General features: G+C 56.8%; 10 protein-coding genes. 2 read left to right on the top strand and 8 right to left on the bottom strand.

Annotated elements, in window-relative coordinates; genetic code table 11:
- The first annotated feature begins 841 nt into the window (after positions 1-841).
- The gene (locus tag LVD11_RS08670; protein WP_237057998.1) at positions 842-3823 is read left to right on the top strand and encodes a TonB-dependent receptor domain-containing protein; all 2982 of its coding nucleotides are present in this window, start codon (positions 842-844) and stop codon (positions 3821-3823) included.
- A gap of 185 nt (positions 3824-4008) precedes the next feature.
- Here LVD11_RS08670 and LVD11_RS08665 read toward each other — a convergent pair whose 3' ends face one another.
- Both LVD11_RS08665 and LVD11_RS08660 read right to left on the bottom strand, forming a co-directional pair.
- A complete protein-coding gene (locus tag LVD11_RS08665) occupies positions 4009-6627 on the bottom strand; it encodes a TonB-dependent receptor plug domain-containing protein (RefSeq protein WP_237057990.1) in 2619 nt (872 codons plus the stop codon).
- A gap of 500 nt (positions 6628-7127) precedes the next feature.
- Positions 7128-7712 (bottom strand): MarC family protein, encoded by a 585-nt coding sequence (locus tag LVD11_RS08660; protein WP_237057988.1) that lies wholly within the window; start codon positions 7710-7712, stop codon positions 7128-7130.
- 589 nt (positions 7713-8301) lie between these two features.
- Here LVD11_RS08660 and LVD11_RS08655 point away from each other — a divergent pair.
- Positions 8302-9945 carry a tetratricopeptide repeat-containing sulfotransferase family protein gene (locus tag LVD11_RS08655; protein ID WP_237057986.1) on the top strand — a complete coding sequence of 548 codons (1644 nt, stop codon included), beginning with the start codon at positions 8302-8304 and terminating at the stop codon, positions 9943-9945.
- A 46-nt stretch (positions 9946-9991) separates the two neighbouring features.
- Here the strand turns inward: LVD11_RS08655 and LVD11_RS08650 are convergent, their stop codons facing one another.
- The 6 genes from LVD11_RS08650 to LVD11_RS08625 form a co-directional block, all read right to left on the bottom strand.
- Positions 9992-11617, bottom strand: a complete 1626-nt coding sequence (locus LVD11_RS08650) for a tetratricopeptide repeat-containing sulfotransferase family protein (protein WP_237057984.1) — start codon at positions 11615-11617, stop codon at positions 9992-9994.
- 146 nt (positions 11618-11763) lie between these two features.
- Positions 11764-14640, bottom strand: coding sequence for a TonB-dependent receptor plug domain-containing protein (locus tag LVD11_RS08645; RefSeq protein ID WP_237057976.1), 2877 nt, complete (start codon positions 14638-14640; stop codon positions 11764-11766).
- A gap of 262 nt (positions 14641-14902) precedes the next feature.
- Positions 14903-17680 carry a TonB-dependent receptor plug domain-containing protein gene (locus LVD11_RS08640; protein ID WP_237057974.1) on the bottom strand — a complete coding sequence of 926 codons (2778 nt, stop codon included), beginning with the start codon at positions 17678-17680 and terminating at the stop codon, positions 14903-14905.
- Between the two features lie 231 nt (positions 17681-17911).
- On the bottom strand, positions 17912-20809 hold the full coding sequence (locus LVD11_RS08635; RefSeq protein WP_237057972.1) for a TonB-dependent receptor: 2898 nt from the start codon (positions 20807-20809) through the stop codon (positions 17912-17914).
- Between the two features lie 133 nt (positions 20810-20942).
- Positions 20943-21992, bottom strand: coding sequence for a FecR family protein (locus tag LVD11_RS08630; RefSeq protein ID WP_237057970.1), 1050 nt, complete (start codon positions 21990-21992; stop codon positions 20943-20945).
- A 506-nt stretch (positions 21993-22498) separates the two neighbouring features.
- On the bottom strand, positions 22499-23023 hold the full coding sequence (locus LVD11_RS08625; RefSeq protein ID WP_237057968.1) for an RNA polymerase sigma factor: 525 nt from the start codon (positions 23021-23023) through the stop codon (positions 22499-22501).
- Between the last annotated feature and the right edge of the window lie 225 nt (positions 23024-23248).

The raw sequence follows: 23248 nt of genomic DNA, 5'->3' as shown, positions 1-23248 counted from the left end.
CCGGGCCACTCGCGCAGTGCGAGAGCGATATTGTTGCCGCACTCCCGATGGTGAGATTACACCCACCGCTTCCATTACCTGAAGCTGCAGAGCGCCGGTGCCCTCCCCAAATGAAATCATGAGTGCCTCCTGACAATAAACGGAGACTGCTGCTGGCCGAACCCGCGGACTACCGTCCAGCCTGCAACAAGTCCAGCTCCGGAGAGTTGCGGATCAACAGGCAATTCGATACCCCGCCGGCCATTGTCTCGGGCGCTGATCCGGGATGCACACTTCTTCTTAACATCCCAGGGGTAAAAAAGACATATGTCAAATGGCTATGTCCCTGAGGGGGCCCTGCAGCCAGGTTTGCCAGCCTAATCCATCGGGCGAGCCACTGCTTCCCCCCGCTACTAAAATCATGTTTTCTCTGCCTGATAAGTTCCGAGTGTCCGGTCATGGTTAAAAGGAGCTGTAGATTCAGAGCGGACAGCAGCTATATTTTCTGGCGCCGGGTCCTACCAGGTTTCCTCTTTTTCTCATCATTGGCAATGACATCCTGTTTGTAAACTTCAGCAGCAAGTAAGGCTGTAGTTGTCACTCTGCCAGTGTCTTGTCTCTGCATGGAATTTTAGTGTTAATTAAATTAATAAAAGTTTTACGAAAATTTAATTGAATATTGGAGATGTCTATTTTTTACAGGTTATATCGCTAATAAAAAGTAGGGTGGCTAAGTAAAGTTGTGCGGGTGTATGATTTGTTTGTTTGGCGATTTAAAGCGGCCATTGATTACTGTCATGGTTTGAGATAGCACGTTAGTACAATTGCCACATAACAAAAAAACAAATGGAAAGGTTTTTCTATGCATAAAAAAAATCTCGTGAGCGCAATCAGGGCTGCCATTGGTTTTACCGCAGTTGTGGCTATGTTGCCAGCCATGGCTCAAGACATGAGTTCCGGTGAGAAGAAAGGCGTCAAGAAGGCCGGTGAAAGGGAGCTGATTGAAGAGGTGTATGTGACGGGGTCCCGGATTGCCCGTGCCGGTTATGACACCATGCAGCCCGCCTCCAGCCTTGATAAGGACTTCCTCGATACCAATGGCTATACCAATGTGGCTGACGCCCTCAACAGTCTGCCGATGATGGTTCCGTCAGGTACCAGCCTTGCTGAATCAGACCCGAATAACGTTGGCCAGAGTTTCGCTGACTTTTATGGCCTGGGCTCCCAGCGTACGCTGACGCTGGTGAACGGCCGGCGGGTAGTTGCTGCCAATGCCCCCACTGCATTTGGTGCGACTGGCGGGCTTCAGGTTGACCTGAACTCCCTGCCGACTGCGTTGATTGAACGCGTGGATGTGGTTTCTGTGGGCGGTGCGCCGATCTATGGTTCAGATGCAATTGCTGGAACGATCAATGTAATTTTGCGTGATGATTTTGAAGGTGTAGAAACCGAGTTTTCCAGTGGTTTTGCCCATGGCGAAAACGATGCAGGTGACCACAAGGCCTCTATCACTATCGGTCAGAATTTTTCGAATGGCCGAGGTAATGTAGTGGCAAGCTATGAGTACAACAAGGCTGATGCCGTACTTATGAACGACCGTGACTTTACCGGTGATTACTACTACTTCTTCGAGAATCCGGAAAGCCAGGGTGCCGATGACGGAATACCAGACAAGATTTTTGACAAAGGGCGATCAATTGCCGTTTTGACGGAAGAAGGCATCCCCACAGCCACGGGTGGTTTGCCCCTGTTCGCAATCGGTCAGAATATGACAGACGAGGATGGCAACCCGATCGGCTTTGGCAGCGACGGCCACCTGACCCAGATCAATATCGGTGAGCCATCCGGTAACATCATCAACTTTATTGGTGGTGACGGCCTGCTGCTGCAGAATTACGACTCGATTCGTGCGCCAATCGAGCGCAACCTGTTTAATACCATGGGTCACTACGACCTGAGCGATAGCATGCAGGCCTTTGCCGAGATCAACTACTACACCGCGGAGTCCAGTGATCCCAACGCCCAGCCGTTCTACCAGTCCGGCATATTTGGTGGCGACGCGGCTGCCCTGCCGCTCTCTATTGATAATCCATACCTGAATGCCCGTGATCGCGAGCTGCTAATGGCGAATGATGTGCCTGCAGGGGGCACTTTTTACCTGCACAAGGGTATGAACGATTTATCGCAAAGTGGCCGTACCGGTGGTGAGAACGAGATGTTCCGCTATGTCCTGGGGCTTAAAGGGGATATGGACCTGGCCGGGAGGGGCTGGAACTGGGAATTTACCTACAACAAGGGTGAAAGCTCTTCCACGACAACTAGAACACAGCTGGTACAGGCTAATTACGAAAAGGCTATCGATGTCACCACCGACGCCAACGGCAATATCGTGTGTGTTTCCGGTGATCCAGATTGTGTGCCGCTAAATGTAATGGGTACGGTTACCGACCAGGCAGCGATCAACTATGTCACTACCCAAGCGGTTACCTGGGGGGACCTGGAGCAGGAGATTATCAGCCTGAACGCCAATGGTGATGTGATTGACCTTCCGGCGGGACCACTTTCCATGGGCTTCGGCTATGAAATACGAGACGAATTCTCCGTGTTCCGTCCCGACGATTTCATGCGCCAGGGGCTCGGCCGGAGCGCCGCACTTTCACCGCTCTCCGGTGGCTTCGACACCAGGGAATTTTACACCGAAGCGTTAATCCCGGTGCTCCCAGCGGATCTGTTGCCCGCTCTGGAAGGTATGGAGATTGAGGGTGCCTGGCGTACGGTGGATCACTCCCAGGCTGGTGAGGATGACACCTGGAGTATTGGTACACGCATTATGTTCGATATTCCGGTTGTCGGCGCACTGACACTGCGCGGTAACGTAACGGAGTCGATTCGTGCACCGGCTGTAACCGAGGCTCTGCTGCCATTGTCTGAGACCTTCTCATCTGCAAATGATCCTTGTGATGAGCGCTATGTGGGGCAAGGCGAGAATCCTGCCCAGCGTCGTGCAAACTGTGAGGCGGAAGCGGCGGCAGCGGGTTACGCATACGATCCCGACTCGTACCAGTCTGAGATTGTGAATGCCTCCAAAGAGGGCTTCACCGGTGGTAATCCGGACCTGTTGAATGAGCGTGCTGATGCTTCTACCTGGGGCTTTGTGTGGGCTCCCGGGTTTGCAGAAGGTCTCGAGCTGACAGTCGATTGGGTGAACATTGACATCGAAGATGCAATTGAGAAGTTGTCGCTGACGGTGCTGATGGAAGCCTGTTACGACGGTGACCAGGATAATGCTGCATGTGATAACTTTACCCGCGATGAGAGCTTCCAGGTCGTGGATTTCACTACTGGCTTCCGCAACGCTGGCTTTTACAACTTCCGCGGTGTCCAGTCCGATCTGACCTATAATTTCGACCTGGCCAACTGGAGTATCCCGGGCTCTTTTGATGTTGGTATGAAAGCGTTCCACATCAAAGAACAGCAGTTCTCCGTTACTGGCAAGGACCTTGAAGTCGACGCTGGCGAGATCGGTTTCTCGGAGTGGCAGGGGCAGTTCAGCCTGGCATACAACCTTGATAACCTGACCGCCAGCTGGCAGGCGCAGTACATTGGTGAGGCCAATGTCGACAACGACGATACGCCTGAGTCCCGTGACATCCCCGTTGTACCGGATTACTGGTTGAATAACGCCTACCTGGGTTACCAGTTCAACGACAACCTGCGGGCCAGCCTGTCTGTCCGTAATGTCTTTGATGAGGAGCCGCCGACTGCTGTGAACTCATTTAGTGCAATTGGTCTGTATGACGTTCTCGGGCGTTATGTAACTGCCGGAGTCAGCTATGATTTCTGATGGTTGATAAAGGCGGTCAGGAGTAATTGTTTCAACGTGGGCCCCCTGCATATGCAGGGGGCTTTTTTCATTAAGGGAGACAGTATTTGGGTGCAAGCGCATAGATATACACAAGTTTCCAAAAAAAAGGGCCAACTGAGTTGGCCCTTTTCCTTCCTAAGTTATCTTAAGAATCACTGTGTGCCTTAGAAGGCAACAGAGTACTCGGCGTAAACCATACGACCGGTGTTGTCGTACAGGTTGAAGTGCTCGCGAGCGTACTTGCCGTCCTTGTCGAGTACCGGGTCCTCGTTGGTCAGGTTGCGGGCACCGACCTTGATGGAGCCCAGCGACTCGGTGTCCAGGCGATAGGACAGGTTCAGGGTGGTCCAGTCATCAAGATCTTCACCGCTCTTGGACAGGGTGCCGTTGTCAGCGATCTCTGTGAGCTCATCATGAGCAGCGACGTAGTCGACGGTCAGGTCAACAGCATGCATGCCCATGCTCCAGCCCAGAATAAACTGGCCGCGCATGTCAGGGTACAGGTTAAAGGTGGAAACGTCCTGTACCGGTCCCAGATAGAAGGCATCTTTCTCGTAAGAGAGCTGCTGGCTGACCAGCCCGCCTACGGTGATCATGCCGAACTCGGTGTCGAAGCCACCATCCAGTTTCACATCTACACCGGTAACGTCCAGGATACCCGCGTTGGTGGTCTTGGAGAACACCTCGGTATCAGCGCCAGAGCCGGTGATATAAATACCGGTAGACGGATCCAGCTCCACACCGCCAGCACGAGCCCAGAAGATCTCCTGGGTGGAAGGCTGGACAATTACGTCCTCAACTTCCACGTTCCAAACGCCCACGTCGAGGTTCCAGCCGCTGACGAATTCCCAGTTACCGCCGATAGACAGAGAAGTGGAAGTTTCCGCGTCCAGGTCTTCGTTGGTGGAGTAGTAGGTGTCCCACTGGCGGGAAACGCCGGACGCCGGATCGGTAGCACTTTCTGCGGAGAAGGCAGACGGGCCGTACAGCTCATCGAGAGCCGGGGCGCGGAAGCCCTTACCGGCGCGTGCACGCAGGCTCAGAGTGTCGGTCACGTTGTATGTGGCAGACAGGGACGGCGCAACGTTCGAGCCGAAGTCGCTGTAATCATCGTAACGAACAGCCGCATTCATCTCGATCATATCGGTGACCGGAATGATTGCTTCTGCGAACACCGCGGCGACATCGCGTTCACCAGCGGCGGAGTTGCCAGAGCTTCCGCCTACGAGGCCCGCCTCAGAGGCAGCGTCGTACTGGTTTGCGTATTCAATCTGGTAAGCCTCGGCACCACTCAGGACGATGGTCTCACCGGCGCCGAACCAGTCGCCGGCGTCAAACTGCAAGTGACCGTAGACCTTGGACAGTGAAGTGAAGTTGTCCTGGCTGGTGGTAGCGCGCATGTTGGTTGCGCCTTCGGCGGAAAGCGGGTCAATACCCTCGGCCAGAACATAGTCCAGTCCCGGGTACGACAGGTAGTAATTACCGTTTTCCTTGGACTCGTAACGGCCTTTCTGGGCGTAAGTCTCGTAGCTCATGCCATTGGGCAGGTCGCCGCGAAAGCCTGCAGTGAAATCGTACTGGGTGTCGGTGACGAAATTATCGCGCGGGCCAATATTGGTCCAGCGGTAATAACCGGTGATCTCGTAGTCTTCTGTGATGTCACCACTGGCCAGAAGGGCGTCAACATCGAACGGAACGTCGCTGTAGTCGGCTGGCATGTCTTCCCACTTGGCAGCCGGCGGTGCATAACGGCCAAATGAATCTACCTTCGAGAACAGGATGTTGGTGAAAAACTCGACACTTTCAGAGATGTCGTAATTTGCGCTCAGAAAGGTATTGACGCGGTTAAGCTCGGCTTTGTTGGCCGCGACGTTCGCATAGTTGTAGTTACACAGGGTGCCTTCGGGCTCGTTGAAAGCCAGGGCGCCGGTTTCCAGGAAAGCAGAATCGTTGCCGCAACTGTTGGCGGCCTGGATGTCGTAATACTTGGTATTCGGATCGGAGATCTGGATGGACTTGCCGTAGTAGGAGTAGCCATCGGTATCCAGGTAGGAATCGATACGTCCGTCGCCATTATTATCGCGAACCCAGGCTGCTGTGTAGTCACGGTCAGCGTCGAAGATCGGGTCGCGACGGTTGTATTCAGCGGCAAAGGTTACGTTGCCACGATCACTGGTGATACCGGAAATGAAGCCGAAGGACTCCTCAATACCGTCGTCGTTTGAGCGCTCGCCGCGACGGGCAGTGAACTCAAGGCCCTCAAAGTTTTCGCGCATCATCAGGTTGACAACACCGGCAACCGCATCGGAGCCATAAACAGCGGAAGCACCGTCAGCCAGGATGTCGATCCGTTCAACGGCGGTCATCGGGATCATGTTCAGGTTGACGGATGCGGCGCCCAGGTTCGGGGAGCCCGGCAGGCGGCGGCCATTAACCATGACCAGGCTGCGCTGGGAGCCAAGTCCCCGCAGGTCGACAGTGGCGTTGGACTGGGCGGAGCTGCCCGAGCGCTCGTTGAAGGAGCCCAGGGAGTTCAGCGGGGTGGCACGCAGGGTGTCGGAGATCATCAGGCTGCCGGTTGCCTCAATATCGGCGCGGTCCATGCTGACAACCTGGGCGGACTGGTCGAAATTTGTGCGCTTGATGCGCGAGCCAGTCACAACAAGCTCTTCAACCAGGGTCGCGTCTCCCTGGGCGAAGGCGGGCATAACGGGAACCATAACTGCGGCTGCGGTAAGGCCAACAGCGCCTTTAACAGCTACTGACAGGAGGTTCTTTTTCATTGTAAATCCTCTTTTGAATCGTTGGATTTATAGTGATTCAGCCTTATGAGGCGAATGATCTAAACGGCACCCCGTACAGTGAGGACTGCTTGCCGTTATTGGCGCCGCGCTCTGAGGCGGCTTGGTTTGCGCTACAAGGTATTTGCATGACCTTGTGCGGTTCGTGCCCTTAATGCGCGAGCTGACTTTAATGTATCAAAATGATTAATGGAACTTACCTGACTATGCGGGAGTGATGTTGGCAGGTGAGGGCTGGTGAAATGTTGTTCGAGTGGTGCAAAAAGTGGGCGGCCGGGTAGGATGGGTGTGTTGCAAAATGATTAAAATCGAAAGCTCATACTAAGAAGAGATTTTTTTTAGGATGATTGCTTTGTTTTGCAAAAAGAAAAACGGTTTGTCGAATTGGCTGATGATTGAGCAGTGTGGCTGCCGGAGCTGCCGCAACGGGCCAGCTCCGGTGAATTCAGTGCAAATCATGAGGGCACTTGCACTTGTTTATATTACGCAAGGCTTTGTTTCACTCCATCGAGGAACAGCTGTACCGCGAGCATAACCAGTACCATGCCCATCAGCCGCTCCACGGCGATCAACCCGCGTCCGCCGAGGAGCTTTGCCAATGGCGCTGATGCCAGCAGGATAACCGCAGACACGCCCCAGGCCCCGAGCAGTGCCAGCGTCCAGTCCATTAGCTGTTCGCCTTCGCTGTTTGTCATCAGCATCAGGATAGCCATGGTAGAGGGGCCCGCGACGAGGGGGACTGCGAGTGGCACAAAGAAAGGTTCCCCGTCAAGTCGTTCACCCATGATGCCGCCCTCGCTGGGGAATACCATGCGAATCGCAATCAGGAACAAAATGATTGCCCCGGCGATACGGATAGCTTCCTGCGACAGTCCAAGCCAGGCCAGTACAAATCTGCCGCCGTAAAGAAACACGAGTAAAACGATCAGCGCAAAGATCAGTTCTCGCATGATCACAAAAAGTTGTCGGCGCTGCGGGACATTTTTCAGTGCTGCCAGGAACACCGGTATATTTCCCAGTGGATCCATAACGAATAGCAATGTCAAAAAGGCGGTAAAGGCATCCATGGTTATCCTTCTTGCGTCGGGAAAGGGAAAGCAAATATCTTGCACAGTATACCGAAAAAGCTTCGTATAGCGCTGTGTACTTGGTGTACTGCAAGCGTATAGAATCTAACCCTTCATATGTTCATATCAAGTGGTAACAATAAGGAGTTGTCTCAGTGCCTATAAGAAGAGCAGCTTGCCTGGCATTGACCGGCTTCCTGGTTACCGCATGCGCCAGCACCACTCCCGGGGGGGAGCGATGCCGGCGCTGAATTGTCGAGTCCTGGTGAAATGCAGGGCCCGCCGGGTGCCAGCTCTGCCAATCCGAAAGATCGACTTCTCTGCAAGAAGCGACAGATAACCGGGTCACGTTTTAAGCAGGAGGCCTGTATGACCGCTGAGCAGTGGGGAAACATGGCCAGGGGCTCTAAGACGATGGTAGGGAACGCGAACAGGAGATCCGTGCAGGGAAATCCCGCCGGAGGTTGATACTTGAAGGCGGCAGCCAGCGAATTCAGGCTTTTAGAGTATATTGTTCCCTGAATCGCACTGCCGCCAGCAAATTGCTCTTGTTTATTAAATTGGGAGTCTTCCACTCGACGGGTAATTCATGGATCAAGCAGTATTTATCGCGACTCTCAAGGAAGCTAGAGAAGCCATTGCCAATTCTCGTCCGGAGAAAGCAGAGACCTGTTATCTTCAGCTCCTCGAGACCGGTATGGAGCGCGAAGGCGTACTCGGTGAACTCTGCCAGCTCTATCTGCACACTGGGCAGCGACAAAAAGCGATAAAGACTCTTCACGACCTGCTGGATATCAATCCCCGTTCCCTTGACTATCTGCTGAGGTTGGCTTCGGAGTGTGATGCTGCTGGCCTTCCAGAGGACAGTATTGCCGCTTACCGAAAGGCGCTGGCGATAAATGCCAATTTGCCAAACAGCCTGTTTAATATGGCGCGGCAGCTTAAAAAGCTTGGACAGTACCGCGAGGCAGCAGCTGCTTATGAGTTGGCAATCGAGCGTGGTGTTTCTAGCCAGGAGGAAGTGTATAACAACCTGGCGCTTGTCTACTCTGAGCTGCAGGATCAGGAGGCTTCGGAGAAGTGCCTGCAGCATGCCCTGTCTGTAAACCCTGACTATATTCCCGCAATATTTAACCTGGCATCCCTGGAGGAGGAGCGCGGCCACAAGGATGCAGCCAGGAGGCTCTATGAACAAGTCCTGTCTATCGACGGAAATTATTTTCCCGCGCTCAGTCGGCTAGCTTACCTTAATGATACGAGTAAGGCTGATGACCCTCTGATCACCAGGCTAAGGCGTGCCTTGCAGCAGGAAGGTGTACCGCCGTTGGAGAGGGAAGAGCTGGGCTTTGCCCTTGGCAAAGTGTTGGATGAGTGTGGGGAGTATGACGCCGCTTTCGCTGCATATCAGTCGGCCAATAACCTTGGTCGCCGACGCTTTCGGCCCTACGATCCTGTGGCTCAGGAGCGGCTTGTCGACAGTATCATCGCCACCTTCGACCGGGAATGGTACGGCCGCCTGCCGGTGATATCGGACCTGGCCCCGGTTTTTATCTGCGGTATGCTGCGCTCTGGATCAACTTTGTTGGAGCGTGTACTAGCAGGTCATTCGCGGGTACGTGCCGGTGGCGAGCTCGAATTTATTCCTCGCCTGGTGAAACAGTTGGGGGATGCGTACCCCTTGAGCTTGCCTGAAAGGGGGGAGGAATTCCTGCGGCACACGGCACAGGAATACCAAGAGTTTGTGCGTGAGCGGCTCGGGAATCCATCGGTCTTTACTGACAAACGCCCGGACAATTTCCTGCATCTGGGCCTGATCAAGAGTATGTTTCCCGAAGCGAAAATCCTATGGACGCGAAGGGGAGTGCTGGATAACTGCCTGTCGATTTATTTTCAGCAACTGGGTGGCGGGATGAGCTACTCTGTTGACCTGGAGTCCATTGGCCATTATTACCGGCAGCAGGTTCGCCTCATGGATTATTGGAAATCCCTGTTTCCCGATAGCATCCAAGAGGTTCATTACGAGGAGTTTGTCCAGTCCCCAAGGGATGTGCTTGGCAGGGTGCTGGGTTTCCTTGGGCTGGATTGGGAGGATGCCTGCCTGGACTTTACTCGCAGCGAGGGGCATGTGCGAACGGCAAGTATCTGGCAGGTTCGTAAACCCCTCTACCAGCGTTCTTCGGGGCGTTTTGTCCATTACCGAAAGTTCCTGCAGGGGCTTGGGGAAGATCACTGATCTGGCCAGTGGCTTCCCCTAATTCCCGGCTGGGTGCGGTGTTTGCTCATAGCAGACCCTTTCTCTCCAAAATCACTTTCAGCGGCTCTAGCTGGCTTGCATATCGCTCCCAGAGCTGCACGGAATCGGCATAGATAGGCCTGCGCACCTGGGCCGCGCTGGCAGTTGCGGTGCCCTTTTCTTTATTGCTATGGAATTGCAGGCATGACTCCCGCCACTCCAGGCCACAGTATTCCATAAGAACCCGTGATGTGGCCTCCGGGGCCTGCACCAGATCCTCGTATCGAACTTCGAGGAAGCCGTTACCGATTGTGCTGCGCCAGTGCTTCATCAGGCTGTCATATGCACTGTAGTATTCGGCGAGATCTGCCAGATCGTACGAATACGGATGGGCACTCTTGAAGAGTGTCTTGAATATGGCGTAACAGGTATCCATAGGGTTACGCTGGATATGAATGATCTTTGCCCCAGGAAGGGCGAGCTTTATTGCCCCGAGGTAAAGGAAATTACTGGGGTTCTTGTCGATGATATATTGACTCTTCTTGTGCTTTGCTCTCCTTGATAGCATCTCCTGATAGTTGATTCCCAGCTTCGCAAAATCAATTTCCGTGCTTTTTTCAATGGCTTTCAGCTGGGTTTCCGCATTCAGTATTCTGATCCCTGCTGCTTGCATGGCGTCACGGTAGAAAAGTTGCGCAAATGTGTCGGGTTCTCCGGCGGAGTCAACTGCCCCATCGCTGGACAGGATTCTGTCGACCAGGGTTGAACCTGTCCTTGGCATTCCCAGAATAAAGATTATTCCCTCGCCTGCACGGTTTTCCTCTCCGGGGGCTTGGCTTAATAGCTCGGCACTGTATGACCTGCGGATGGTGTCGATCGCCTGGATGTCCCCCTCGACATTGTATTGCGACTCAGATTTCCTGAGGCGGGCACCTGAACTGAGAGCTGCAAAGCTCTCGTTATAGTTACCCAGGTCTTCTTGCTCCTTGGCCAGGGCGAAATTCAGGTGGGTTCGACCTTCAACGGAGGTAGAATCTTTAGCCAGCTCTCGCTGAAGTGCGGCGATATGATTATTTCCCGGGGTCTGCTTTCGGAGCGAGGACCTGAGCCAGTAGGCGGGATAGCTGTCCGGGGCTCGCTTGATTACCTGGTCGTAAAGTTTCTCAGCTGCTTTCAGGTTGCCCATTGAACGGTGGGCCGCCGCCGCATTGAAAAGCAGCTCCGGGTTTTCCTTGTCTTTTGCGAGCGCGCATTCAAACGCTCGCAGTGCTCCACTATGTTCTTCGCAAAGGGCTAGCAGGTAGCCAGCTCTCGCCGCCAGCTTCGGGTCGTCCAGTGCGGTGACTAGATCCAGGTCTATGCTGGTGGCAGCAGAGCCGAGATCGCTGGTTTTCAAATAGCTGGATGCGAGATGAATCTGTAGGGAGGCGCGGTCGGCATTAGGTATATCCTGGTGATCCTGGAGCGCTGACTCAAGGATGGTAATTCCAGCGGCCGGGCCCTTGCTGATAGAGATCGCGTCTGCCAAAAGATGCCAGAGGCGAGACTGTCTGTGGTCAATCGAGATGGCCTTCTGGGCGTATTCAATAGCCGCCCGTGGGCGCCCCTGGGAGATTGCCTGACGTGCTTCGATGAACAGTTGATCGGTCTGGTTCTGCGACGATTTAGGCATACTTCGGGATTACCTGATGGTGTGCTAAGTGATGATGTTTGCGATAACTATATCGCGAAATAAGGCAGGAAAAAAAATCTTGAGGGCAAAAAAAAGCGCGGCGGGAAACCCGCCGCGCTAGAGACTGTGATTTTATCTAGTTGTTGTTAGAAATCTACAGTCAGGCCCAGGAAGGCGTAACGACCCAGGGCATCATAAACGCCCGGGAAGGTATTGCCGTTGCCGTAGATGCCTGCACCCGCGTCAGCGGTCAGAGGCGGTTCTTCGTCCAGGACGTTGCTGATACCACTGCGAACAGTGAGGGTGTCGGTAGCAGCCCAGGCTGCTGACACGTCAAAGTAGTTCATGGCATCAAAATTGGCCTCGTTCGCGCCGAGGTCCTGAGCTTCGCCAATGTAGCGCCAAGCACCAGTTACATCCAGGCCAGTGACCGGGGTGCCCCAGGTTGCACGCAGAGTGCTGACGTACTCCGGAGTAGGCTGGCCACAGGAACCGCCCCAGTTACCAACACAGTCGACAACTTCTGCACCAACGATTTCCTGCTGGTCATACTTGGTCAGGTAAGTGGCGATGTAGTTGAGGTCCATGGTACCCATGCTGCCCATCTCGAAACCGTAGTTGGCATTGATGTCAACGCCTGCAGTTTCGAAGTAGCCAATGTTTACATTGGTGGAGACAACGGCAGCGCTGCCAATCCACAGGTTACCATTCGGGCCACGGTCGATCTGACCGCACAGCGAGCTGTCGCCAGTAGCAATACACTGGTCGAGCAGGAAGCCCGGATCAACAGCGGAGATTGCTTCAGTTACTTCAATGTTGAAGTAGTCGAGGCTCACGCTCAGGCCGTCGATCTGGCTCGGAGTGTAAACAAAACCAAGTGCGTAGGTTTCGGATTCTTCCGGATCCAGCTCTGGGTTACCGCCCTGGATGTAGTTGTACTGACCGGCCGGGCTGTTCGGGATATTACCGTACTGAGCTTCGGTTACGCCGGAGTTCTGACATTCAGCCAGGCTCGCCTCAGGGTTTTCACCGCCACACGGGTCGAAGTCCATGTCGAACAGTGCGATGCCCTGGCCGGTGAACAGTTCCCGGATATTGGCGTGACGGGTGGCGGACTGGAAGCTGGCACGCAGCTTAACGTCTTCGATCGGCTGCCAGTCAGCACCTACCTTGTAGGTGTTGGTGGTTACGTCGGTTGAGTAATCGGAGTAGCGGTATGCCAGTTCCAGACCCAGGTACTCGGCGCCAGGCTTGCCGGAAACCAGCGGTACATTCATCTCGGTGAAGGCTTCCTTAACGCTCAGGGAACCGCTTACCGGCTTGCTCGGGCCGCCCTGGCCAGCGCCGTCACCTGACTGGTAACCATTGTCCGGGCTGTAGTTCAGGGCTTCACGGCGGCTTTCCAGACCCATGACAACGGCTACACCAGTGTCAGCAGTCGGCATTTGCACACCGTAGTCACCCAGATTACCTGTCACGTAGCCAGAGTAGATCTCTTGCTCAGTGGTACCGCGGGCGTACAGGGGCAGTACCAGGTAATCCAGAGCTTCCTGGGTTACGCCACCTTCCTGGAAGATGTTCCAGGGCACACAGCTCGGATCGCTGCCGTCCAGAACGGATTGACATACCGGCTCACCAGTCGCCGGGTCAGTAACAACGTCAATCGCGCGACCGATGCGGGTTGCGGACAGGTCGTTCAGGTAGGTCTCTTCCATGCTCACTTCAGAGTACTGAGCATATACATCGTAAGCCCAGGTGTCGTTCAGGTCGCCGCGCAGACCAAATACGCCACGGAAGGTGGTGTGACGCAGGTCATCCTGGCGCGGACCGCCTTCAACGTTACGACGTCCGATGTAGTAAGGAGCATCATCGTCCGGACCCAGGCCTGCGCTGGTGCAGATCAGGTCACGCTGCTGGTCGGACAGCAGGGGGTTGTCACAGTTGATGCTGTTGGTAACAAAGAAGTTACCAGACGGCGCAATCTGTGCCACGGTGCGGTCATCAGCGTAAGACAGCTGGGTGTAGGCAGTGGCCTTCTCGTTGATGTCGTAGTGGCCGAATACGCCCATAGTCCAGCGCTCGTCGGGACGCTGGAAGTAGTTCAGGGGGCCGTAGTTGTAGTAGCTGCCATCCCAATCAACGAATTGATCACCGGAAACGGTGTAGTAGTTTCCGTCAAACGGAGAGAAGAAACCGGAAGGCAGAGTGGCGGAGCCACCGCAACCGAAAGAGTCCGGGGAGCCAGCCAGGGCACAGCCGCTGTAGTCGCGGTCTGACTGCAGGACAGCGTCAATCTTGCGGTAGTTGGCATAGCCGGTCACGTTACCGCGACCACCGTCCAGGTTTGCACCCATGATCATGGAGAAATCATTGGTTTCACCATCGGTCACGCTGCCATCGGCGACATCGAAGCCGTTGGAGGTTACGAGGTCCTGAATGTCGCTATTGTCGTTGTTGTGCTGATAGACGCTGGTCTGGGACTCGAAGCGAACACCTTCGAAGTCGTCCATCATGATGAAGTTCACAACGCCGGCAATGGCGTCTGAACCGTAAGTGGCAGAGGAGCCACCGGTCAGTACTTCAACACGCTCAACCAGGGCACCCGGGATTTGGTTCAGGTCAGCGCCAGAACCACCTGCCAGAGGTGAGCCGGCGGGCATGCGGCGACCATCAATCAGTACCAGAGTACGGGTAGAGCCCAGGCCGCGCAGGGAGACAGTGGCGGTACCAGTGGCACCGTTGGCCTGACCAGCGGTCTGGGTGGCAGCGACTTGCGGCAGGTCATTGATGAGATCCTCGACGCGCACGACGCCCGTGGCCTTGAAGTCTTCTGCGCCGACGGAAGTAACCGGGCTAACGCTTGTCTCATTGGCGTCGCGCTGGATACGCGAACCGGTAACTACAACCTCTTCCACCAGGGTCGCGTCTTGTTGCGCGAAGGCGGGCATGGCTGGAACCATTACTGCGGCTGCGGTGAAGCCAATGGCTCCCTTTACAGCTACGGACAGGAGGTTCTTTTTCATTGTAAATCCTCTCTTGATCGTTGGATTTATTGGACTTTTGCCACGAATGGCGATAGTGGAAACGACTACCCCCAAGTGGTCGCTTCCTTCCCAACAGAGATAGAGACGGATGACGGAAGGATCCCCTCAATAAATTCGTAGAATTTTTCGCAATTTTTGAATAGACAGGTGAGGGAGCTTTGGGGTGGGGCAAAATATGATCAGTGTGGTGGTTTTTTGTCCGAGCGCGCCCCGCCCTGGCGGGCGGGGCGAGAGGGGCATATCAGAAGGAGAAGGCTACCCGGCCATAGTAGAACCGGCCCACGGTGTCGTAGTTCAGCGGCAGCGTGTTCATGTCATCGTAGTTGGTGACATAGGGCGGCTGCTGGTTCCAGACATTGCGGATACCACCCGACAGGGTGACGTTCTCCCAGCGGAAGTAACGGAAGTTGAAGTCGGTGTACCAGGTGCTGTCCACGCGGGTGGCCAGGTCAACATCCCGGGGATCGATATCCTCGACTTCGCCCTCCATACGTACGATCACATTGGTGGACCAGCAGTCGTACTCGTAGCCGAAGCTGGTATACAGCTTCCATTCCGGGAAGGCCGCGATCCGGGTAGTGACCGGGTCAACACCGTAGTAACCGGACAGGTCGACCTCTGGCTCGAATTCACTCGCCTGGAACTTCCACTCATCCAGCCAGGTGGCATTACCGGTGAAGGTGAAGACCCCGGGGCCCAGATCCTGGCTGTATTCGGCCCCCAAATCCACGCCTGAGGTTTCGAACGTGGAGATGTTCTGGGCGTTAAGTAGCTGGCCGGCAATGGTGCCACTCTGGTCCCGCCGCGGGCTGGTGGGCAGTGAGGTCAGGCCCACAGCGCCGGCACCGGTGATCAGGGCGCACGAAGGCGAGCTGAAATCGGGGCTGTTGTAGCAGTTGCTGACGATGGTATTGGTGTTGAAGGTGCCGATGGCATTGTCGACGCTGATATCGAAGTAATCGACGGAGAAGCTCAGGTCCGACACGAACGTCGGCGTCCACACGATGCCCAGGGTCCAGCTCTCGGACTCCTCTGCCTTCAGGTTTTCGTTACCGCCGAAGAGGCCGGTGGCCTGGGAGTTGCCCAGCTCGAAGTTGGGTGGCAGGCCGTCGGCGGCACAGTTATCCCGCAGTACTGAGTTGCCGCTGCTGCCGTAATTCACGCAGGGGTCGGTATAGGTTTCTGCAGACTGTGTCGGGGGCAGGAACAGGTCGTCCAGGCCCGGGGCCCGAAAGCCTTCGGCGTAGGTGCCGCGAAAGCGCAGTTGTTCCAGGGGCGCATATTCCAGCACCCCGGCCCAGGTGGTGTCGCTGCCGATGGTGTCATAGTCGGAGTAGCGGAACGAGAGCTCGGCGGCCAGCAGGTCTGCCCACTCACGGCCATCTATGATGGGCAGGCGCACCTCGCCATAGAACTCGTCGACGTCATAGGAGCCGCCCCAGTCCACGCCGCTGACAAAGTAGATCTGTCCCAGGGACGCGGCGCCGTCGACGGTGATTTCGGTCCTTTCCCGGCGGCGCTCGTAGCCTACGGCCCACGCGGGGTCTTCGCTGGCCCAGGGGATCGACCAGTCATAGAAATCGCCGACCAGGTTGACCTGCAGGCTGTTGAGAGTGGCTTTCTCCACCGGGGAGTTGACCACCAGCGCATAGTCCTGCAGCGGCTGGGTGAAGGTGCCCGGCCGGAAGGGATCCCAGGCGGTTACGCCGGCCTCGCTTGCTGCTGCGGCGCAGTCCTCGTCCGCCGCGCAGAGAGCAGGATCGAGCAGGGTGGTAAAGCGGCCGGGGTTGGCGCGGCCGCGATCGATCTGTGAGTCGATCCAGCGCGCGTAGTTGTAGGAAATATCCCAGGTCCATTCGTTGCAGATTTCGCCGTCGAAGCCAACCACGCCCCGCCACATGCTCAGGTCCTGGTTGAACGAGCGGCCGCCGGTCTCCACCAGCCGGCGGAGGATAATGGCATCCTCTCCGGTCGGGTTGCCGGGGTTGGTGGCCGGTACTGTGGGCTGGAAGAAGGTGCCCTCTGGGGCAAGTAGCTGGTCAGACTGGCGGTTGGCGTAGAGAATCTCACCGAAGGTGCCGAATGTGGTGAAGTTCTCCCAGTCCCACAAGTCCTTGTCACCAAAGCCGTAGAAAGTGACCACTTCCTGTGGGGTAATCAGGTAGCTGACCTCTGCGTAGTTGAACGCATCCCCTGCCGGGTTGAACGGGCGTATCTGGCCGGTATTGGCATCCAGGATCGGGCCCCCGGGGAAGCTATCGCTGAAGAAGCGCGGGGGAACGGTATAGCTACTGCCGCCGCAGAGCACTGAGCCGCCGCTCTCAAACAGCGGGCAATCGGAGAACTTGCGGTCGCCCTGGAAAATATCGTGGCGCCTGGTGTACTGGACATTCAACATTACGTGCCCGTCACCGTCATCTGAGGCGGCTCCAAAGGTCCAGGCCGCCAGGTATTCCTGGCCGTCGTTTTCCTGCGAGGTGCCCGCGTCGAAGAATGCCTCGGCACCTTCGAAATTCTTCTTGGTGATGATGTTGACCACGCCGGCGATGGCGTCAGAACCGTAAATCGTCGAGGCGCCATCCCGCAGGATTTCCACCCGCTCGATGGCGGTGGTGGGAATGGTATTCAGGTCCACCACACCGGTAGAGGGGCCGGAGGAACTCAGGCGGCGACCATTCAGCAGGATCAGTGTCCGGGAAGAGCCCAGGCCGCGCAGCGATACGGTGGCCAGGCCGGGGTTGCCGTTGTTGACCGAAGAACCCAGCTGGCCGCCAGTCATTGAGGGGACTTCCTGCAGGAAATCCTCCAGCGTTGTCTGGCCAGACGCTTCCAGCGCCGCTGCATCAAAAACGCTGATTGGGGTGGCGCTGGTAGCATCGGTCGCACGCTGGATGCGTGTACCGGTAACGACAACTTCCTCCACTTCCTGAGCAAACGACAAAGTGGCAAAAAAGCTTGAAGATACGGCGGTGGCTGCGATTGCGCCCTTAATTGCCCGGGATAGACGGGATCTGTCCATGGTATACCTCTCCTGATACCGGTTCTAAACGCCGAATTCGGCAGTGCCCTCCATGACAACTGCTAACTACTATCAACAGAGGCTTGCTAAAACACTAGAACATTTTTTCTACATGGAAAGCTTGCTTCGAACATTCGTACGCCTAAGGCGGCGTATTCTGATAAATAAAATGCCAGAGAAGGTTGGGGATAAGCCGGGGGCGTTGGTCAGGGGCGAGCCGCGGGGATATGGCTACAGGCTGTAGGACAGGGTTGTATACCAGTAGCGTCCACTCAGGTCGTAGGTGCGACCGTCGTGATTATCATTGAATGCGGTTGCTGCAAAAGGCGGGGCTCGGTCAAACATGTTGTCGACGCCCACCGCTACACGGATGCCCTGCGGCATGGCGTAGGCAACCTGCATATCATGGCTGGTCCAGCTGTCGATTTTGCGCGTTACTGCCACAGAGCCACGGGTGAAGGTTTCTTCCAGCGTGTCCACATAATGGATGGTATACCCGCCTTCCCAGCGTTTGCGTTTCCAGTATATGCCGGTGTTGGCCTTCCACTCCGGAAGCGAGCCGGCACCGCCACTGGCCGGATCGACAAATGTGCCGGTCAGGTCCTCGATTTCGGCGCCGGGCGCCGGCTGGTTCAGGTAGCGCTGCAGGTGGCTGGCGTTGAAAGACCAGCGCAGCTGGCCGAGCTTTTCGGAAGACTTTTCATAGCGCAATGCCAGGTCGAGCCCCCGCACTTCGCGCGCGCCGATATTGAGGCGGGTCGCGATAATTTTGGTGATATCGCCCTGTGCATCGCGCAGCACCCGGCTGGAGAACAGGCCGCGATTGGCATTCTGGTCGATAAGGTACTGGGGGCTGGTGTCGATCACATCATTCTGGCGAATGTCGAACAGGTCCAGTGTTGCCGCGAATCCCTCTGCCACCTCGGGGGTCCAGACCAGGCCAATGGTCCGGTTGTCAGAGGTCTCCGGCTGCAAGTCGCTGTTCCCGCCGAATTCGGTAAGGAACTGGATACGGGAGCTGTCTGCAATGCCGGTACAGCCGGGCAGCGTGTCCGCATTTTCCCGGGTGCAGGGGTCGAACAGGAATTCCTGGCTCTGGTAGCCGGTCTGGTTCATGTCAACCAGGTTCGGGGCCCGGAAACCTGTGGCGTAGGTGCCGCGAATCATCAGTGACGGAAAAGCTTTCCAGCGCAGCGCCATTTTCGGGTTGGCGGTGCTGCCGAAGTCACTGTAGTCGGACACGCGCAGGGCAGCATCGAACCAGAGCTGTTCTTCCAGCAATGGTATCGAGATTTCGGTAAAGGCCTCGGCGACCAGTCGGGTGCCCTCGGCCGCACCTGCGGCGATACCACCGATCTTGGACAGCTTGCCCGCGTCGCTGGAGCGGAAGTCAATGGCTTCGCTGCGGAGTTCGATACCTGCCGCCGCGGGAATGTCGCCAGCCCCGTAACTGGCCAGAATACCGTCCGTGATGTATGTCAGCGACGTCATCTCGGTTTCCCCGGTCACCCGGCTCTGTGCGCGAATAAAGTCCAGCTGGTTTGCATCAATACTGCCACTGGGACCCAGTAGGTTAACCGGAACGCAGTCGGGATCAGCGTTGCAATCAGCTCCCTTTAATCCTGCGGACAGGCGGTCAGGGTCGATCAGGTTGCTTAGCGATTCCTCGGCCTTGGTGTAGTGCAGGCTCAGGGCCAGCTCCCATTGCCAGCTGTCCCAGGCGCCTTTCACGCCGGTGTTGGCACGCCAGGTGTCAGTCTGGTTTTCCTGCTCGCGTGGGCCCAGCTCGAGCACACGCTTGCGCACATCGGTGAGCGGTTGGCCGAACGGGTTATAGGTGTTGTCTGCACTGATTTGCAGGTCGCCATTATCGAAACGGGTGAATACCGGCGTCGGGGCAAAGATTGTTTCCGCCTGCGTCTGCACACCCATGATTTCGGCGAACAGTGTGCTGTTGTCTTCGAGAGCCAGCTCCCCGGCCATATAGGCCGACCAGCGCTCTGAAGGCACTACTGCAGTGGTAAATTCACTGTAGTCATAGCGGTCTTCCTGGGTCCATTCGCGGTAACCACCGCTGCCAGCATTGGTCACGACCTGTCCATCGGGCAGGGCGATATAGCCATCGGGAGAGGCGGCGGAACGCAGATCGGTACCGCCCCTGCTGCGATTGTCCGCGGTGGCGGACAGTGCGCGATCGCGGCTATTCAGTTCTCCCTGCTGGTAATGGGCGATGCTGAACATCAGGTGGCCCTGTTCGAATGCCTGGCCCCAGGTCAGGTGATTCGAAGTGGTTTGCTGGTCGCCCTGTTCGGCGGCGCCGAAGTAGGTGTTCAGGGACAGCCCCTCGAAGTCACGGCGCAGAATAATGTTGACCACGCCGGCGATGGCGTCCGAACCGTATACGGCCGAGGCCCCATCCTTGAGGATTTCTATCCGGTCGACGGCGGACAGGGGAATGGTGTTCAGGTCAGCGGTCTCGCCGCCAAAACCGTTGCTTACGATCCGTCGCCCGTTAATCAAAACCAGGGTGTTGCTGGCGGGTAATCCGCGCAATGTGACATTGGCCGTACCGTCGCCCCCATTACTGACCGATGTACTGGTGGAGTTGCCGGAGACCGCCGGCAGGAATTTCAGGAGCTCGGAGATCGTCTGGGCACCGGTGATTTCCAGTTCCGGCTGGGCCAGGATGTCGATAGGCGCGTAGCTGCTGAGTCGCTTGTGCCGCAGGTGGGTACCGGTCAGGCTGCGGCCGGTAACCGTGATCTCTTCCGTGGGCGACGGGGGGGCGTCGTCAGCGGATTCGACGGGGGATCCCGTGCGGGCCACCACGGCCACTGCCGCGGGACCGATGCGGCGGTAGTCAAATGGGGAGTTGCCAAGCAACTGCTCCAGTGCGGCCACAAAGTCCCCATCCTCGGATGGCAGGTTCTGGCTTGGCACTGTGTAGCCATGTACCGCTGAAGTCTGTACCAGGATGGAAATCTTGCATTGCCGGCCCAGCGTGATCAGGGCGCTGGAGAGATTGCCGGCGGGCAGTTGGATTCCGGAGGCCGGGCACGCGGTATCGGCAGACGCGGGTAGCGCTGCAAATGTCGCCAGTGACAGGGAGGCCCAGAGCCGTTTAATCAATCTGCTTGCCCGTTCCACGCCAACGGCGGCCCGTCTGACCGGGAGGCCGCTGCTTTTTATCAGGATTTATAGTGATCGGCGGCAATCAGCGGGGAAGCTGTTTAATATTTATCCGCCCGGGCAGTTTTATAACTTAGTTAGGCTTGGGAGACAAGAGAGTCAGGTCAGGGTTGCTGCGATCTTCCCGCAGGTCCAGGGCCGCGGCAATGGCTTTCAGGGCGCTGTCCGGATCGGAAAGCTCGAAAGTGCCGGAGAGCTTGCGTTCGCGCACACTGGTCTCAGCCTCTGCCGGTACTGACAGATAACGGTTCAGCTCTTCCAGCGCGTCCTCGAGGGGCGTGCGGTCGAACACGAGCACACCGCGGGTCCAGTCCAGCGCTTCGTCAGCGGAAGTGGTACTGACCTGGCTCAGGCCGCTGCCGGATACGCTGACTTTCTGGTTCTTGACCAGTTTGACAGATTCGGGGCGCAGGCCGCTGGCGCTGCTGGACTCGCTCACCGAGACCACGCCCCCGGTAACGGAGACGCGGGTGTTATCCGGGTTGCGTTCCACATTGAATTCAGTGCCCAGGACGCGGATATTGGCCTTGCCTGCCGCAACGATAAATGGCCGTGATGTCTGGCGTTCCACATCGAAAAACGCCTCGCCGCGGAGCAGGGCGGTGTGGCGCTCCTCGCGGCTGTAGCTCACCTGGAGTTCGGAGTTGGTATTCAGCTGTACCCGCGTGCCATCCGCAAGGGTGACAGTGCGGGTCTCGCCAACGACGGTGGCGTAAACCTGTTGATTTACAGCTTCCCCGGCCAGCCATTGGTTGCCTACCCATAGGGTCACAACGAGGCATGCGGCTACCAGGCCTCCCCCGGTCAGCCATTGTGGCCAGCTCCAGCCGGTGCTTTTCGCAGTGGCCGTGCTGCGGGCTGCAGGAGCGGGGCGGCTCGACGCACTGGGGAGGCTTTCCGGGAAGAGTTCGTTGATCGGCATGTGACGCAGGGCACCGAGGTCGCCCCACAGGCTGGACATTTCATCGAATGCGCGGCGATTTGCCTCGGCGCTGCCGATCCAGTGGGTGAACTCGCGGCGGTCGGCTGCGGAAACAGAATCCGAGCGCAGGCGCGCGATCCAGGCACAGGCCTGGTCGAGCTGCTCATCGCTGGGAATTGTCTGTCCGCCCGCTGAGTTCACCACTGTTTATCCTGTTTACTTAAGAATCCTGTTACGCCTGCCTGCAGCTGGGGTGGCCGGCTGGCCGCCCCAAAACGGCGCATTCTATCTGCAAAGTGCACTATTGGCGCGTTTTTCTGCGTCCTGCTAACCATTCGCGCAATAACTTCTATCAATTGCGCTGAATCTTAGCGTTTCCTGTGTTGCCGGGCCCGCTTTTTGTGCTCAGATGACCGGCTCTTGAGATGAGACGACCGGCACAGTGGATCCCTCAAGTGTTTTTGTGAAAAATCTAACTCGTTGCGCACAACGCTTGTGCGCTGGCTCTCGGAAGCCTTTGCTGGCACAGCGCGCAGGCGCCCTGGCCGGCTTAGTCCGCGACAGCACCGTCCGGTTGATGGTTCCCGCCTGGGTGTGCCGGCGGTCGTGGCCGTAGGCGCACGGTAGCAGTGGATTATGAAGATTCCCTGACTGGTTTTGCCTGGCACTGTCGTCGGGAAGTGTAGTCGCTGGGGCACAGGCCGTGGTCAGGGGGGAGTGACCCTCTGGCGGCAGGTCTTGAGGGCCTGCAGGATATATTTTTCGACACTGCTCACCGATGTGTTCATTTCCCGGGCAATCTCGTTGTAGGAGAGGCCGCGAGTCCGGTGCAGGAGGAATGCCTGGCGACACTTCAGCGGCAGGCTGTCCATTGCCTCGTATATAGACTGCAGTTGCTGGCGGGCGGCAAGCACCCGTTCAGGGGACTGGTGGTCGGCGTGGTCGTCAGCCGGGGGCTCTCCCTCTGCCGGAGTCTGCTGGCTGACATAATCCATGTGCAGGCGGCCGCGGCGCAGTTGATCTACGGCCAGGTTGTTGGCGATCTGGTAAAGGTACGCCCGCGGGTTGTCCAGCTCTTTCTCGTCGCTGAGCTTCTGCAGGCGCAGGTAGGCGTGCTGGGCAATGTCCTCGGCATCCTCAGTATTCCTGACAATGCGGGTCACAAAGCGCACCAGCGCCTGGCCGTGTTCGGCAAACAGCTTTTCGAGAAGCGTTTTCCGACCTTTATTCATCGATAAGTGGGATTCCTAACTACGCCCGCTGTGATTTTGTTGTATTGCGAGCTGGCGCACAGTTATATCACAGCCATCTCCCCGCCGACGAGGGGGCTCGGGGAAATCCCTGCCCCGGATTACCAGCCTCGCGGGCGGCCGGGGTGGTCGCGGCGCTATAACTTGCCCGTGATCCCGTTATAATGGCCCCGCGCCACAGGCGCCAACGCTGACAGAATTCACAGG

The organism is Microbulbifer sediminum, assembly GCF_021729035.1.
Taxonomy (GTDB): Bacteria; Pseudomonadota; Gammaproteobacteria; order Pseudomonadales; family Cellvibrionaceae; genus Microbulbifer; species Microbulbifer sediminum.
The sequence above is the reverse complement of the archived record's forward strand: the minus strand, read 5'-3'. Positions and strand labels throughout refer to the sequence as shown.